Origin of the sequence: Rhodobacter capsulatus (genome assembly GCF_005144475.1) — a bacterium.
Lineage (GTDB): Bacteria > Pseudomonadota > Alphaproteobacteria > Rhodobacterales > Rhodobacteraceae > Rhodobacter > Rhodobacter capsulatus_C.
This window is the reverse complement of record NZ_SWJZ01000032.1, coordinates 1-14,228: the sequence shown is the minus strand read 5'-3', so window position 1 is coordinate 14,228 and position 14,228 is coordinate 1. Positions and strand designations below refer to the sequence as shown.

14 protein-coding genes and 1 pseudogene are annotated in these 14,228 nt (G+C 67.1%); 2 read left to right on the top strand and 13 right to left on the bottom strand.

The annotated features are described in order from the left end of the window. Positions 1-6: 6 nt before the first annotated feature. Together FBT96_RS09475 and FBT96_RS09470 are read right to left on the bottom strand one after the other, a co-directional pair. Positions 7-462 (bottom strand): c-type cytochrome, encoded by a 456-nt coding sequence (locus tag FBT96_RS09475; protein WP_136906054.1) that lies wholly within the window; start codon positions 460-462, stop codon positions 7-9. A gap of 81 nt (positions 463-543) precedes the next feature. Continuing rightward, complete coding sequence (locus FBT96_RS09470; protein ID WP_136906053.1) at positions 544-1,764, bottom strand: NnrS family protein; 1,221 nt, start codon at positions 1,762-1,764, stop codon at positions 544-546. A 123-nt stretch (positions 1,765-1,887) separates the two neighbouring features. Here FBT96_RS09470 and FBT96_RS09465 point away from each other — a divergent pair, with 123 nt between their 5' ends. After that, the gene (locus FBT96_RS09465) at positions 1,888-2,154 is read left to right on the top strand and encodes a hypothetical protein (protein WP_136906052.1); all 267 of its coding nucleotides are present in this window, start codon (positions 1,888-1,890) and stop codon (positions 2,152-2,154) included. Positions 2,155-2,187: 33 nt separating this feature from the next. Here the strand turns inward: FBT96_RS09465 and FBT96_RS09460 are convergent, their stop codons facing one another. From FBT96_RS09460 to FBT96_RS09415, 10 genes are read right to left on the bottom strand one after another with little or no spacing between them, the layout of a single operon-like run. Further along, complete coding sequence (locus tag FBT96_RS09460; protein ID WP_136906051.1) at positions 2,188-3,606, bottom strand: PepSY-associated TM helix domain-containing protein; 1,419 nt, start codon at positions 3,604-3,606, stop codon at positions 2,188-2,190. Between the two features lie 30 nt (positions 3,607-3,636). Then, a complete protein-coding gene (locus tag FBT96_RS09455; RefSeq protein ID WP_249306409.1) occupies positions 3,637-4,053 on the bottom strand; it encodes a hypothetical protein in 417 nt (138 codons plus the stop codon). A 34-nt stretch (positions 4,054-4,087) separates the two neighbouring features. Beyond that, positions 4,088-4,996, bottom strand: coding sequence for an FAD:protein FMN transferase (locus FBT96_RS09450; RefSeq protein ID WP_136906050.1), 909 nt, complete (start codon positions 4,994-4,996; stop codon positions 4,088-4,090). Continuing rightward, positions 4,996-5,556: a nitrous oxide reductase accessory protein NosL gene (locus tag FBT96_RS09445; RefSeq protein ID WP_136906049.1), complete on the bottom strand. Its 561-nt coding sequence runs from the start codon at positions 5,554-5,556 to the stop codon at positions 4,996-4,998. The genes FBT96_RS09450 and FBT96_RS09445 overlap by 1 nt, the downstream gene beginning before the upstream one ends. Continuing rightward, a complete protein-coding gene (locus FBT96_RS09440) occupies positions 5,553-6,374 on the bottom strand; it encodes an ABC transporter permease (RefSeq protein WP_136906048.1) in 822 nt (273 codons plus the stop codon). The genes FBT96_RS09445 and FBT96_RS09440 overlap by 4 nt, the downstream gene beginning before the upstream one ends. Then, positions 6,371-7,258 (bottom strand): ABC transporter ATP-binding protein, encoded by an 888-nt coding sequence (locus FBT96_RS09435; RefSeq protein ID WP_136906047.1) that lies wholly within the window; start codon positions 7,256-7,258, stop codon positions 6,371-6,373. Before FBT96_RS09435 ends, FBT96_RS09440 begins: the two co-directional genes overlap by 4 nt. After that, positions 7,233-8,552: a nitrous oxide reductase family maturation protein NosD gene (locus FBT96_RS09430; RefSeq protein ID WP_136906046.1), complete on the bottom strand. Its 1,320-nt coding sequence runs from the start codon at positions 8,550-8,552 to the stop codon at positions 7,233-7,235. The genes FBT96_RS09435 and FBT96_RS09430 overlap by 26 nt, the downstream gene beginning before the upstream one ends. 3 nt (positions 8,553-8,555) lie before the next feature. Then, on the bottom strand, positions 8,556-10,502 hold the full coding sequence (nosZ, locus tag FBT96_RS09425) for a TAT-dependent nitrous-oxide reductase (protein WP_136906045.1): 1,947 nt from the start codon (positions 10,500-10,502) through the stop codon (positions 8,556-8,558). Positions 10,503-10,521: 19 nt separating this feature from the next. Continuing rightward, positions 10,522-12,699, bottom strand: coding sequence for a NosR/NirI family protein (locus FBT96_RS09420; RefSeq protein WP_136906044.1), 2,178 nt, complete (start codon positions 12,697-12,699; stop codon positions 10,522-10,524). Continuing rightward, complete coding sequence (locus FBT96_RS09415) at positions 12,699-13,118, bottom strand: hypothetical protein (protein ID WP_136906043.1); 420 nt, start codon at positions 13,116-13,118, stop codon at positions 12,699-12,701. The genes FBT96_RS09420 and FBT96_RS09415 overlap by 1 nt, the downstream gene beginning before the upstream one ends. A gap of 125 nt (positions 13,119-13,243) precedes the next feature. Here FBT96_RS09415 and FBT96_RS09410 point away from each other — a divergent pair, with 125 nt between their 5' ends. Continuing rightward, positions 13,244-13,732: an RrF2 family transcriptional regulator gene (locus FBT96_RS09410; protein ID WP_136906042.1), complete on the top strand. Its 489-nt coding sequence runs from the start codon at positions 13,244-13,246 to the stop codon at positions 13,730-13,732. An 88-nt stretch (positions 13,733-13,820) separates the two neighbouring features. Here the strand turns inward: FBT96_RS09410 and FBT96_RS20665 are convergent. Continuing rightward, positions 13,821-14,228: pseudogene (locus FBT96_RS20665) on the bottom strand (hypothetical protein); the annotation flags it as partial.

The window sequence follows — 14,228 nt, the reverse complement described above, 5'->3', positions numbered from 1 at the left end:
TCCCCCTCAGCCCGCGTCATTCGGCGGCCAGCCCTGGGTGTCGACGCTGTCGACCCAAAGCAGGAAATCGGCGAGATTTTGGAATTGTTCGTCGGTCAGCTCGAAATGCGGCATCTGCCGCCGCCCCTCGATGCCCGAGGGCATCGCGCCCATCCAGGCCGCCAGCGCCTCTTTTGCGCCCGCGTGATCGCCCGGTTCGATCCCCCAGCGCGTCATCACATTCGACAGTTCCGGGGCGAAATAGGCGCCTTCGCCCATGATCGTGTGGCAGTCGATGCAGGCCTTGTGTTCCCAGATCCGCTTGCCCGCCGCGACCGAGGGGGTCAGCGTTGCGGCATTGGTCGAGGTGGTGACGATGTAGCGGTGACTCTGGGCCGAGAGGCCCAGAAAGATCGCGATGAAGAACAGTGATCCGCCATAAAATATGTTGCGGGCCATGCTCTTGGTCATGGTTTCGCGCATTGTGCCGTCCCTTCGGAGGTTTCTTGGGTGTCTTCACCAAGCCAGCCCGAGGACGGGTTCGCCTTAACGAAAGTCAAACACTCAGGAATGCGCGCGCGGACCCAGCAGCAGGGGCGCAAGCGCGATCAGGATCAGCACGAAGGCCAGCGCCCAAAGCGTCGCCGCAAGGATCGTGCCGGGGTAATAAAGCGCCAGCGGCCCGACGGCGGCGGCCCAGCGAAGCAGCGCGGCCAGGGGGATCAGCGCATAGGCCAGCACGACGGGGAAGGGGGCGACCAGCGGGCGGCCGGTATGGCCGAGCGTGGCGCGGCTCATCACCGCGCTGACCATGGTGCCGATGCCGCCGATGGCGGAAAAATGCAGCGCGCCGATCTCGGATCCGATGCCGAAGGCGGCCAGCCCCTGCAAGAGTGCGCCGAAGCCCACCAGCGCCATCGCCGCATGCAGGACGGCCAGGATCGGCTCCCCCGGCACCGCCCAGCCCTGCCAACGCGCGATGCGGATCAGCTGGGCCGCGCCAAGGGTCAGTTCCGCCGTGCCGATCACCGGATCCGGCAGGCCCAGGGTGATCGCCAGCGCGGCGGCGATCGCGGCGCCGATCGCCAGCCTGTCGGCCAGCGCGAAGCTGACCGGCAGGCCCGGGGCCCGGGGCTTGCCCAGATCCGGGGCCGCGCCCGCCAGCATCGCCCGACGCGCCAGCGCGTTGCGGGTGAAGGCCGGGGTGATCCGCCCGCCGATGATGACGATCAGCGCGATCAGCGTCGCCAGCGCCCCGTGCAGCCCCGCGACGGCATCGCCCATCGGCCAGCCGAGCAGATCCAGCAGCACCCGCAGCTGCGCCCCCCAGATCAGCGCCACGACGCCCAGCACCAGCAGATTGGCCGGTTTCGGCGCCGCTCGCAGCATCAGCCAGATCCGCCCGGCCAGGACCGGCAGGAAAGCCAGCGCAAGCCCGGCGGCCAGCGGCGCGGGCAGCACTCCCCAAAACCACATCCCGACCCGTCCGGCCAGCCACAGCCCCCCCGCCAGGATCAGGAACCGCGGCCCGGCCGGGGCGGTGCCGGTCCAGTTCGGCACCGCCGTCAGCAGGAACCCCGCCGTCGCCGCCGCGCCGAAGCCGAAGATCATCTCGTGGCCATGCCACCATTGCGGCACCAGATCGGCGGGCAGCTCCATCATGCCGCCAAGCGCATGCACCGCAAGCCACAGCCCCCAGACCAGCATCGCCACCGTGCCCCAGACGGCGGAGAGCAGGAAAAACAGACGGAAGCCTTCGGAAAAAAGGCGTTTGAGGGCGGTCATGACAGGTCCTTTCGCGATCTGCGCGCAGCTTGGCGCAAAGCGCGTCGGTCCCCTTGATGAAAGTCAAGGAAGGCCGGGGGGCGGCGGGGGATCACGGAAACGGGAAAGGCAATGGAGGCCTTGATGACGACATCTTCCCGCACCACCCCCCCGGCCGCGATCCCCGGGCGCCTGCCGCGCCTGTCCCGCCTGGGGCTGCTGCTTTATCCCTTCGTCACCGCGGCGGTGGCGATCAACCTGTTCATGCTGGGTCTGATGGGGCAGGCGCTCGGCTTTGCCGCGCTGTCGCCGACGGCGGCGCTGCTTTGGGCGCTGCCGCTTGGCCTGCATGCCAGCGTGCTGGCGGCGCGCTGGGTCCGAAGACTGCTTGCCGAGGCCGGCGGAATCTGACGCCGCCCCGGACAACCGGGGCGGCGCGGGGTCTCAGGACAGGGCCCGTTTCAGCGCCGGAACGTGGCGCAGCAGCAGCGCATCGAGCGCCAGAACCGCAAGGATCGCCGCGCCACCCAGCGGAAAGGCCAGCCCGACCAGCGCCGCGACGACAAGCCCGCCGATCCAGAGCCGCGCCTGCGGCCCGCGCGGCGGCGCGGCCAGACGCCCGGCCGCAACCGGACGACGCTTCCACCACAGCACCACGCCCGCCACGCAGGACAGCACCAGACCGGCGCAGATCAGCAGGTTCAGCGCGACGCTCCACCAGCCCAGCTGCCCCTCGTGCAAGGCGATCCCCACCGCCATCATCTTGCCCATCAGCGGGTAATCGGCAAAGCGCACATCAGCCAGCACCTTGCCGGTATACTGGTCAAGATGCACGGTGCGGTCGCTGGTCGGGTTCGGGCTGTCATAGCTTTGCGAATCGCGCGACAGCGTCCAGACCCCGGTCGCATCGGCGGGCGCCGAAACCTGCACCCGCGCGTCAAAGCCCAGGGCACGGGCGCCCGCCATCACCGTCTCGAAGGTGACGGGCGTCCCCGGCGGCAGCAGTTGCACCCCCGCCTGCGAGCCCGAGGCGGGCAGCGGCACCAGCTCCAGCACCCAGGGCACCTCTTCCTGCGCGGTGTGGTTCATCGCGGCATGAGTTGCATCCGAAAGCGGCACCGCATCCCATTTCGCGGCCGGAAAGCTGGACCAGGGCTGCACGATCCTGCCGCCCCAGACGCCGGTCCAGCTCATGCCGGTCAGCAGGAAAAACGCAAGAAACAGCGCGACCCAGACCCCGGTCGTCACATGCAGCGACTTCCAGAAGCTGCGCCCCCTTGCGGTCAGATCGGGCACCAGCACCGCCCGCCAGCCTTGGCTCTGCCGCGGCCAGGCCAGATAAAGCCCGCTGGCCAGCATCATCACCGCAAGGCTGGCGGCGATTTCCACCAGCGTATCCCCCGGCCCGCCATTGCCGCCCCAGAGCAGCTCGCCATGCAGGTTGGTCAGCCAATCGTTCCAGGTGCCCGCCTCGGGACGATCCGACAGCACCGCGCCCGAATAGGGATCGACGGCCAGCATCCGCGCCGTCTCGCCGTCCTCTACCCGCACGATCGCCGGGGTCCGGTCGTCGCGCGGGGCGATGTACTTGTCGGCCCGGCTGCCCGGATGCGCGGCCTCGGCGGCGGTGATCTGCGCGCCGACGCCCAAGGCCTGCGCCGCGGGGGCGATGGCGATGCGGTCGCCATATTCCGAATCGATGGCGGTGAACCACACCATCAGCGCCCCGGTGACGGCCAGCATCAGCAGGAAGGGAACGACGTAAAGCCCGGCGTAGAAATGCCAGCGCCAGGCGGTGAAGTAAAAGCTGTTCAGGCGCGGCTGCGCCTCGGAGGGCGTGGCCCCCGGCGGTAGATCGGTCATGATGTCTCCTGTGAAAGTCGTGAGCTTCGGTCAGGTCACGGCAGTCACGGGGGGGCCGGTGGCGGGCGGCAGGCCGGTCACATGGCCGTCGCGCAGGATCGTCGGGGGCGGCTCGATCCGGGTGGCCCGCGCCGTCCGCACCGGCAGCGGCAAGCCCGAGGGCAGCGCGGCACCCGGCGCCGCCAGATGGCAGCAGGCCCAGTTGCAATGCCGGTCATCGGACGCGGGCAGCGGCGCAAGCGGCTTTCCGGTGCCAAGATCAAGGATCACCGACACCGGGCCATGGCCCGAGCAGAGCACGATCTCGAGCGTGCCCGCGGCCGAGCGCAGCGGCAGCACCGAGGGCGGCAGCAGCGCAGCCAGAACCAGCCCGAGAACGAGCGTCCAGACGGCGAGCCGGTCAAGCCCTTTCGGTGCCAATGCTTTCATGTCCCCCGCAGTAGTCATGCCGCCGTCATGCGTCAATATGGCGCAGACCGGATCAAGCCAGATGTTCCACACGCGCCCCCGGAAACCGGGTCACGGCCTGCAGGATCGTCTCGGCCTGCGGCATCAGACAGGCCGCGGTCGAGAGCGCATCGGCCAGACCGGCCTCGGGCGCGGTGATCGTGACCAGCTTCCAGACCGCGGCGGCCGGGCGGCCGGTGCCCGGATGCAGGATGTGACCGACCCGCCCGGCGCTGTCGAAGGTCGTTCCAAGCGCCGACGAACTGGCCAGCGCGCGATCCTGCAAGGCGCTTTGACCGCCTGCGGCCAGCGTGATCGGCCAGGGCGTGCCGTCGGGCTGCGGGCCAAGCGCGCGCATCTCGCCGGTGTCGATCAGGATGCGGTCAAGCCCGCGGCCGCGCAAAAGCGCCGCCACCTTGTCGGCGATGAAGCCCTGCGCGATGCCGTTCAGCGTCAGCGCCTGCCCGGGGGCCAGCCGGATCCCGCCGCTGTCGAACCGCACCGAACCCCAGTCAACCCGGTGCAAAGCCGCCGCGATCTCCGCATCATCCGGGGCAAGACCGGCGCCGAACCGGGTCGCGTAAAGCGTCCAGAGCGGCTGCACCGTCGGATCGAAGAGCCCCGCCGTCGCGGCATGGACCGTTCCCGCCAGCGCCAGGCATTCGAGCAGCTCGAAGGGCGGATCTTCCAGCGCGCCCGCCGCATTCAGCCGGCTCAGCGCGCTGTCGGCCCGGGTCAGCGAAAACACCGCCTCCAGCCGGGCGATCTCGGCGGCGGCGGCGGCGGTGATCGCCGCGGCCTCGGGGTGGTCGATCACGATCCGGGCGCGGGCGCCAAGGGCGATCCCCTCCCAGACCCGGCTGGCGGCGGCGAGCGGGCTGGCGGCAAGGGCCGCGATCCCGGCGGAAATGCTCAGAAAGCGACGACGGCTGAAATCGGTCATCACATCCCCCCCTGCATCTTCGAATGGTCATGTTTCTGCATCCGCGCCGTGTAATCGGCCTCTTCTGCCGCCAGAACCTCGGGCGGGACGGGGGCCAGCACGGTCTCGGGGATTTCGGCCAGCCGCATCAGCTGCCCACCATATTGGGCGATGAAGGCCTGGGCATCCTCGGTCCGGGCAAAGGGCACGGTTTCGGGCTGATCCATCCCGCCCAGCCGCGTGCTGCCCACCACATAGACGGCCGTGTCGGCGGCGATCCAGGGCAGGCTGCCGGGCTTGGCCCAATCGCCCGCCCCCATGTCGGTGACATAGGTGGCCTGCACCGCGCCATCCTTTTCGGGCATCCGCAGATAGGTGACGACATCGCGCACCTGACTGAAGAACAAGGGTTTTCCGGGGTGGGCATCCAGATGCACCTGCGCCTTCGGCCCGCCGTGATCGAGAATGTTCATCTGGCAGAAATAGCCCACGGCCTCGGGGGTCAGCGACACCGGCTGCGGGATCGCGGCCTCCTCGCGGCAGGCGGCCAGCAGGCAAAAGGCAAGGAGGAAGCGTTTCATGGCACGACCTTTTTGAACGAGAGAAGGGCAAGCCCGCCCGAGACGAGGGGCCACAGAAGGACGGAAACCGCCGATTGCCAGACCGGCACCGCCTGCGCGGCGGTAGCGACCCCGGCGGCAACCGCCGTCGCCTGCGAGGCGGCCAGGTTGTAAAGCCGGAACGCATCGGCCGGATTGGCCAGCAGCGTCAGCGGAAAGACCTGTCTGGTGAAAAAGCCGCCATTGTCGGCCACCACCGCGGCCAGAAGCGCCAGATCATAAAGCACGACGGCCAGAAGCCAGAGCCCGATCGCCAGGCCCGCCGCCCCCGAGGGCCGCCTGGCCCGCGCCGAGATCGCATAGCCCAGCCCAAGGAAGGTGGCCCCCAGCGCGACCGAGGTCCAGATCAGCCGCAACAGCGCGCCAAGCCCCGCGGCCGAGGTCGGATCGAGCAGAAAGGCCGCTACCCCCGCCGCGCCATAGCCCGCCACCAGCGCCAGCGTCAGGATCGCCAGATGCGCCGCCGCCTTGCCCGCCAGGATCCGCCCGCGCCCGACCGGATAGGTCAGGATCAGCGCAAGGGTGCCGCGTTCGGCCTCGCCCGCCACCGCGTCGAAGGACAGCAAAAGCGCGATCAGCGGCACCAGATAGACCGAGAGGCTGGTCAGGCTGGCCACCGTCACCGACAGCCGGTCCACGCCCAGACTCCCGGTGGGGCCAGAGCCCGCCGCGGTCAGGATCAGTGCGAAGACCACCATCAGCACGGCGGCAATCGTCAGCCAGCGGTTGCGCGCGGCGATGCGGAATTCGGCTTTCGCCAGCGCAAGAATGGCCGTCATTGCCCGTCCCTCCGGCTGAAATGGCTGTAGATGTCTTCAAGCGAGGGCGGGATCAGGTCGAGATCGGTCACCGCCGCGCCCAGACCCGCAATCCGGCCCAGCCAGGCCAGCTTCTGCCCCTGCGCCACGTTCAGATGAAACTGCGCGCCGGAAAGCACCGCCTCGGGCAGGGCAAGGGCGACGGTTTCGACCTGCCCGAACGCCGGGGTGATCTGCAGCGTCACCGGCAGATCGGCCGCGGCGCGCAGGCCGGCCAGCGTGCCCGTCGCCACCAGATGCCCGCCCGACAGGATCACGATCCGGTCGGTCCGCGCCTCCACCTCAGTCAGGGCATGCGACGAGAGCAGGATCGCCGCGCCCTCGGCCGCCAGTTCGTCCAAAAGCGCGTAGAAATCCCGCCGCGACACCGGATCAAGGCCGGAGGTCGGCTCATCAAGGATCAGCAGTTTCGGATGCCCGACCAGCGCCTGCGCCAGCCCGACGCGCTGCCGCATGCCCTTGGAATAGGTGCCGATCCGCCGCCGCGCCGCGCCGTGCAGCCCGACCCGGTCGAGCAGATCGCGGGCCTGCCCGGGATCCTCGCCGCGCAGCGAGAGGAAGAGCCGGATCTGCTCCTCGCCGGTCAGCGCGGGGTGAAAGGCGACGTTTTCGGGCAGATAGGCCACGCCCGCCCGCGCGATGGCCGATCCCGGCGCGGCGCCCAGCACCGAGACCTGCCCGCCGTCAAAGGGGATCAGGCCGAGGACGATCTTCATCAGCGTGGATTTGCCCGCGCCGTTATGGCCCAAAAGCGCCACCCTTTCGCCGGGGGCGACCTGGAAGCTGACGGCGCTCAGCGCCGCAACCTCCTGATAGTGCTTAGTGAGCGAGGTCAGTTTCAGCATCTTCTTCGGTGTCTTTCGTCCAGCGGTCGCCCACTTCGGCCGCAGCCGCGGCCAGATCGGGGGCAAGGGGGATTTCAAGGGGCGCCATCAGCGGATGGCTGTCGACGATGCCGCCGGGCAGCGTCGCGGGGAAACTTTGCTGGCTCCAGCGGATCAGCTGCACCGCGGGCGCGCCGATCAGCAGCCCGGCCGCGGGTTGCGACCACAGGATATGGTCCATCAGGTCATTCGGCCGGAATACCTGATCGGCAAAGCCGTCGCCGTTCAGATCGAAGGCGGCAAGGTCGGACCAGAAATTGCCGCGCCCGTCGAGGCTCCATTCGAGATCGCGGGTGCCGACATATTTCACCTGATTGCGGTTGCCCACAAAGGCATTGCCGGTCACCGCATTCCTTGCGGACCCGGCGGTGTAGTGAATGCCGATGTCGCAGCCCTGAAAGCGGTTCTCTGCGATCAGGTTCTTGTTCGCGTCGTAAAGAAAGGTGCATTTCGCCGCGCCGATGACCAGATTGCCGATCACGTCGGCATCGTTCGTCGAATTCAGCATCACCCCGTGGTCGCGATCGGCCAGCGAGATATTGCCCGTCACCTGCACCCGGCGCGAATACATCATCGCAAAGCCAAGGTGGTTGCCGATCGAGATATTGTCTTCGACCACGCTGTCGTTCGTATACATGTAGTGGATGGCAAAGCGCAGATCGCGAAAGGTGTTGCGCCGGTAGGTGTCCTTTTTCGAGGCATTGGAAAAGATGCCGTCGCGGCCCCAGCGGACCTCGTTGTCCTCGATCAGCACGCCGGGCGCGTTCCAGACGTAAAAGCCGTTGCCGCGGGCGATCATGTGGGCATCTCGCCGCCCAAGGATGGTGTTGCGCCGCGCGGTGCCGTCGATGGCGCCGTGAAAGTCGATCCCGTGCAGGTTGTCGCGCAGGAGGTTGTCCTCGATCAGGGTCCGCCGCACGCCCTTGACCACCTTGATCCCGGCGTCGATCTCCTCGTTGCGGGAGCCCGAGTTCTGCACGGTCAGCCCGCGCAGGGTGACGTCATCGGCCGTCACGGTCAGCACCGTGCCGTGGCCGCCGCCGTCGATCACCGCGCCGCCCTGCCCGTCAAGGGTCAGCGGCCGGTCGAGAACGGCGGGGCCATAAGACCCCGCCGCCAGTCTCAGCACGTCGCCCGGACTTGCCGCGGCGATCGCGCCTTGCAGGGCTGCCTTGCCCGGGAACACCATGACCGTCCCGGCCTGCAGGGGGCAGGCGAGCAGGATCAGGAGGAGAGAGAGACAGGGCAGCCGCATCGGTTACGCCTTCGGACGCACGAACATGCGGCCGCGCATTTCCATGTGCAGCGCGTGGCAGAACCACTGGCAGTAATACCAGTAGACGCCCGGATTGGCGGCGACGAAGGTGACGGACGACGTCGCCTGCGGTCCGATCTCCATCGCCACGCCATGCCCGCCCATGGTGAAGCCATGCGTCAGGTCGTCGATGTCATCAAGGTTGGTGATGACCATCGTCACCTCGTCGCCCTCGTTCACCTCGAAGGTTTCCATCGCATAGTTCGGCGCCACGGCCGACATGTAGACGCGGACCTTGGTCGGATCGGCCTTGTCGCGGATGACAAAGGCCTGTTCGTCGTCCAGATCGACGCCATCGGCCTCGGCCTGTTTGCGGGTCTCGGCCCAGAACGGGTCGTTGCGCTCCCAGATCGATTTGATGTTCGTCATCTTCGAGGCATGCACGGCAATCGCGTCATGCGGTTCGGCGAAGTTCGGCCCGTCGTGCACGACCTTCATCTTGTCGCCCGAGATGTCGATCAGCTGATCGTTTTCCGGCTTCAGCGGCCCGACGTTCAGGAACCGGTCTTTCGAGAATTTGCACAGGCAGACCAGCCACTTGCCATCGGCCTCGAGCGTTTCGCCCATCGAGGTCTTGAGGTGGCCCGGCTGATATTGCACGTCGCATTTGTCGAGGATCGGATCGACCTTCTCGCCGGCGTAAAGCTTCTTCGCCAGCTCGATGTTCCACTTCACCACCTGGCTGTCGAGGAAGAGCGAGGTATAGACGTTGCCCTTGCCGTCAAAGGCGTTGTGCAGCGGCCCAAGCCCCAGTTCCGGTTCCGCCACGACGACCGAGCGCGGATCGACATCCGAGGCAAACAGCGTGTCCAGCTTCGTGACGTCGATCACCGTGACGGTGGGCGAGAGCTTGCCGCCGATGCACAGGTGCACCTTGTCGGGGGCCATGTTGCAGCCATGCGGGTTGTTCGCGACGGGGATGTAGCGGGTGTAGTTCTTGTTCGAGCCCTTGCGGCCGTCGATCACCTTGACGCCGTTCAGTTCCTGATAGTCGCCCGCCGCGATGCCCTTTTCGATCTCGGCGATGTTGAAGACGACGACATGGTCCATGTCGGCCGCCGTCATCTCGGCGGTGTTCATGCCCATTTCGCTGTTGTAGCTGGTCGAGAACGCCCATTTGCCTTCGTAATCGGCATCGCAGTTGTCAAGGTTGCCGGAAACGATCACCTGCCACGCCACATCCCATTTGTCGGCATCGACCGCGGTGAAGATGTTCACGTAAGTGCCCACGTCGTCCATCGTCACGCCGTCATTGGCCAGCGGCGTTTCATCCTCGCCGTTGCAGAAGACGTAATTCGAGCGCGGCCATTTCTGCGGCCGCAGCCCGTGGATCGCATGGGCATTCGGGATTTCGAGGATCGCGTCGCATTTCATCACGTCGCAGCGCACCCGGGCGACGCGGGTATTCGACTTGTCGTTCATGAACAGGAAGCGGCCGTCATATTTGCCCTCGGTGAAGGACATGTGGACGTGGTGCAAATCGCCCTGATCGTGGATCTTCTTGCCGTTCGCGGCGAGGAATTTCTTCGTGTGTTCGGTCATCGAGCGCTGATGCACGCGCAAAGATTCGTTCGTCTGGCCCCAGCCGGTGGCCGAGCAGCGGTTGAACACCGGAACCCGCATCAGCTCGCGCATCGAGGGCACGCCGAGAATGCGCATCTCGCCCGATTGGCCCGAGGACCAGAAGCCGTAATATTCGTCCAGCTGGCCCGGATGCACTTCGAAGCCGCCACTGGCGCCTTCGGCCTGCGCCGTGGTGGCCAGCGTCGCCGCGCCGATCCCGGTGCCAAGCGCCAGACGGCCGGCAAGCCCGCCCGCCAGCGCCGCGCCGCCCGCGGTCGCGCCCAGAAGCATCCTGCGGCTGATGCCGGCTCTGGTTTCCTCGGTCATGGTCGAACTCCTTTTTCGTTCAGTGAGGGGTATGGGGATGGTTGCGCAGGTCGCGCGGAGGCGCGGCCGACGCCGATGTCGGCGCCACGGCGGCGCGGCGTTTGTCCTGGCGGATCACCACCGGGCAGCGCGCGTGGCTTTGGTAGAGCACCTGGCAATGCAGGCAGGTGACGCATTCGTTCGGGTTGATCTCGCCGGTGGGGTGGATCGCCTGCACCGGGCAGTCATGGGCGCAGACCTGACAGGGGTTGCCGCAGTCGTGGTAGCGCTTGAGCCAGTCGAACATCCGCAGCCGGGCCGGAATGGCGAGCGCGGCGCCGAGCGGGCAGAGATAGCGGCAATAGAACCGCTCGACAAAAAGCCCCGCCATCAGCAGCGCCGCGGCATAGGCGACAAAGGGCCAGGCGCGGACGAACTTGAGGATGATCGCGGTCTTGAAGGGCTCGATTTCCGCCAGATGCTCGGCCTGCTCGATGGACCCCAGCGAGACCCCGAAAAGCCCAAGGAAGATCATGTATTTGATCGGCCAGAGGCGTTCATTGAGACCCCAGGGCAGGGTCCATTGCGGAATGCGCAGGGCGCGGGCGATGCGGTTGGTGATTTCCTGCAGCGCGCCAAAGGGGCAGAGCCAGCCGCAATAGGCGCCGCGGCCCCAGAAGAGAAGTGCTGCCGCGACGGCGAACCACAGGATGAAGGTCAGGGGATCGAGCAGGAAGGCCTGCCAGCTGAAGGAGGTGGTCAGCGCGCCGAAAAGCGCCATCAGATTGACCACCGACAGCTGCGCATTGGCGTAAAAGCCCAGGAACACCAGCGTCACCGTCAGGAAGCTCATGCGGAACCAGAAGAAGGCCCGGGCATTGCGCGTCATCGCGTTCTGGAAAAAGAAGACCCCGGTCAGAACGGTCAGCATCGTCGCCGTGACGGCGATTTCGAGCTTCTTGCCCGCCCAGATCGACCGCCACAGATCGGCCTGCGCGGCGGTTTCCTCGACCGGCGCGGCGGGGGCCGCCACGGCCACGGGTTTGAGATAGCCCGCGGGCAGCTGATAGCCCAGATCGAAGGTGGTGAAGACCTTTTCCGTCGCCGCCACCGGGCGTTGCACAAGAAGCTGCAGCCGGAACGGTTTCGCCGGATCGAAGCCCAGATCGGCCGGGATCCGGAACAGGTCGCTTTCGGTGAAGCCGGGCGCGCCCTTGGCCTCGAGCGAGACCAGACGGCGGTGATCGCGGTCATGGAACCGCACCGTCACGTCATCTTGCACCAGCACGATGCGGTCGAAGATGCCGCCGCGCACATAGCCCGAGCCCTTGAAGGAATAAAGCCCGTTCGCCGCCACGGCGACGGCGGCTTCGCCGGGCTTGAGCCAGGCCTGCAGGTTCGCCGCCTCGGCCGGGCCCAGCACCGCCTTGCCGATGCCGGGCACCGAGACCAGCGCCAGGTTCAGGTCGATGAAGCTTGTCTGCGGCGGCTCGCTCAGCGCCCGGGCGGCGGCGCGCGGATCGGGCAGGGCCGCGAAAGCCTCGTTCACCTGACCGACATCCAGCGACAGCCGCCGCACCGTGCCGTCGCCCAGCATCGAAAGCCAGCCCTCGGGGGCAGGGGCCTCCGGGTTGATCTCGGCCTTCGGGCCGGTGGCGATCTCGGCACTCATGCCGCCAAGGCCAAGTGCCCGGGCGACCTTGATGCCCGATCGCAGCATCGAATCGTCGATCACCATCACCGTGACGGTGGCGCCCGAAATGATCTGTAGATCATGCGCCGCGGCCTTGTCGGCGGCGGCTTTCGGCAGATCGACCCCGATATAGGAGCCGACCAGCGCCTTGACCTTGGCCTCGGGGATGCCGACCAGAACGATCGGCTCGGAATGCTTGACCAACTGCGCGCCGATCACCTTGCCCGCGGGGTCCAGCGCCATCATCACGTGGATGGGCTTGCCCGAATAGCCGGTGGTGCCGACGAAATCGGAGGTCACATAGACCCAGCCGAGTTGGGTCTGCCCCTGCAGCACCGGGGCGACCGCCAGATCCTCGCGCAGGGGGCCGAAACTGTCGGCGCCTGGGACAAGATCTGCGGCCGCGATCTGCGGCAGGTATTTTTCAAGCACGGTCTCCGCAGCCAGAGCGGGCCCCGAAAGCACCGGCACCAGCCCGAACACCAGCCCGCAGAAAAGCGAAAGGAAAAAGGTCGGTCTGCGCATCAAGAGATCATCCGGACAGGGGCCGCGCACGGGGGGCCGCGGGCAGCGGGAACAGGATCGGGCCGCGCGGGCATCTCGGCGCGGGCGGTCATCCAGAGGGGGTCGAAACGGGTGTCGGCCGCGTCGGCCAGCGGGGCCGGACGCGGCACCACCGCCCCGGCGGCGGCGGCAAGACAATCGGGGCAGGCGTCGCAATCGACCGCGCCGGGGGCCGGGGCGGCATGGCCCTCGGCATCAAGCCAGATCACATCGCGCGCGCCCGCATCCGAGCAGATTTCCATCGGCTGCAGCCCCGCCTGCGCCGCGCAGGCCGCCGCACCCCAGGCACCCGCCAGCACCAGAGCCAGACAGAGGCTCAGGCGAAGGGCCAGGGCGGCCAGCGGCGTCAGACGCCGCGCAAGGGGCGCGGTGAAGGTCATGATCTCTCCCTAAGGACCGATCCTGCCACCGACCTTGATTTAAGTCATGTGAAATATCCTTTTATCGGATCTCGACCCGGCCGCGATTTCGCGTCAAGATATGTGCATCCGTTCAGAGGTGGCCCTTGCGCCTGACGACCTTCACCGATTACGCCCTGCGCCTGCTGATCTATACCGCCGGCAAGCCCGAGAGCCGGGTGACCATCGACGAGGTGGCGGAGTGGTTCGCAATCTCGCGGGCGCATGTGAAGAAGGTGGTTCTGACCCTGTCACGCGGCGGATTTCTGCTGTCGAGCAAGGGGCGGAACGGCGGTTTCACGCTGGCGCGGCCGCCCGGGGAGATCAACCTTGCGGCGGTGATTCTGGCGACGGAGCCGGATTTCGGCCTGTTCGAATGCTATCTGACCGGCAATGAATGCCGGATCTCGCGCCCCTGTCGGCTGCCCAATGTCGCCAACGAGGCGCTTGATGCGTTCTTTGCCGTCCTCGGCAAATACACGTTGGCCGATGCCATGGTGCGGCCGACATATTTCCTGCTGTCTGTCGAAGGCCCGCAACCCCTGCGCGGGCTGAAGCTGCATGCGCTTCAGGCCAAGGAGGGCGCGGTCGAGTAGGCTCTTTCCGCATTTGAGCCTTCGACACGGATTTGACACGGAAGACGACTTCCTGGGGCAGTGGGAGGTCTTCCGCGCTCGATCTGGTTCAGTAATCAACCTGCTCGAACCCGTAGCCGCCCTCGTGATCGTGCCACTCGATGAAGACTGATCGCTTGTATATCCCCGGGCAGTGGCTGCCGTCCGGCGTGCTGTAGTCCGCCCAGCCTTCCAGGCCTTCGAATGCCGCAGGGAGAGCTGCGACGGAGGAGCCGCGCCAGCCGAAATTGCCCTGGATGCCGTATGAGCCGACACGGACGCGCTGGCTTTGATTGCAGGTGTCGTTGTCCCCTCCGATCCAGTGCTGCCGGGCGATTTCGACACTGAACACCCGGATGGAGCGCACGAAGTCGAACTCCGGGCCGCTGATATCGGCATCTGCGGTTTGGTTTCCATCGGAGTATTCGCCGGTCGCAACCTGCACCAGCTGATCGACGAGCTTTGCCTCGCTCGGCGG

Bases quoted from the DNA above. Each gene is read 5' to 3' on its own strand.
- FBT96_RS09420 (WP_136906044.1), bottom strand. From the start codon at position 12,699: ATGCGCAGACCGACCTTTTTCCTTTCGCTTTTCTGCGGGCTGGTGTTC.
- FBT96_RS09455 (WP_249306409.1), bottom strand. From the start codon at position 4,053: ATGACTACTGCGGGGGACATGAAAGCATTGGCACCGAAAGGGCTTGAC.
- FBT96_RS09465 (WP_136906052.1), top strand. From the start codon at position 1,888: ATGACGACATCTTCCCGCACCACCCCCCCGGCCGCGATCCCCGGGCGC.
- FBT96_RS09440 (WP_136906048.1), bottom strand. From the start codon at position 6,374: ATGACGGCCATTCTTGCGCTGGCGAAAGCCGAATTCCGCATCGCCGCG.
- FBT96_RS09430 (WP_136906046.1), bottom strand. From the start codon at position 8,552: ATGCGGCTGCCCTGTCTCTCTCTCCTCCTGATCCTGCTCGCCTGCCCC.
- FBT96_RS09435 (WP_136906047.1), bottom strand. From the start codon at position 7,258: ATGCTGAAACTGACCTCGCTCACTAAGCACTATCAGGAGGTTGCGGCG.
- FBT96_RS09460 (WP_136906051.1), bottom strand. From the start codon at position 3,606: ATGACCGATCTACCGCCGGGGGCCACGCCCTCCGAGGCGCAGCCGCGC.
- FBT96_RS09445 (WP_136906049.1), bottom strand. From the start codon at position 5,556: ATGAAACGCTTCCTCCTTGCCTTTTGCCTGCTGGCCGCCTGCCGCGAG.
- FBT96_RS09470 (WP_136906053.1), bottom strand. From the start codon at position 1,764: ATGACCGCCCTCAAACGCCTTTTTTCCGAAGGCTTCCGTCTGTTTTTC.
- FBT96_RS09415 (WP_136906043.1), bottom strand. From the start codon at position 13,118: ATGACCTTCACCGCGCCCCTTGCGCGGCGTCTGACGCCGCTGGCCGCC.
- FBT96_RS09475 (WP_136906054.1), bottom strand. From the start codon at position 462: ATGCGCGAAACCATGACCAAGAGCATGGCCCGCAACATATTTTATGGC.
- FBT96_RS09450 (WP_136906050.1), bottom strand. From the start codon at position 4,996: ATGACCGATTTCAGCCGTCGTCGCTTTCTGAGCATTTCCGCCGGGATC.
- nosZ (WP_136906045.1), bottom strand. From the start codon at position 10,502: ATGACCGAGGAAACCAGAGCCGGCATCAGCCGCAGGATGCTTCTGGGC.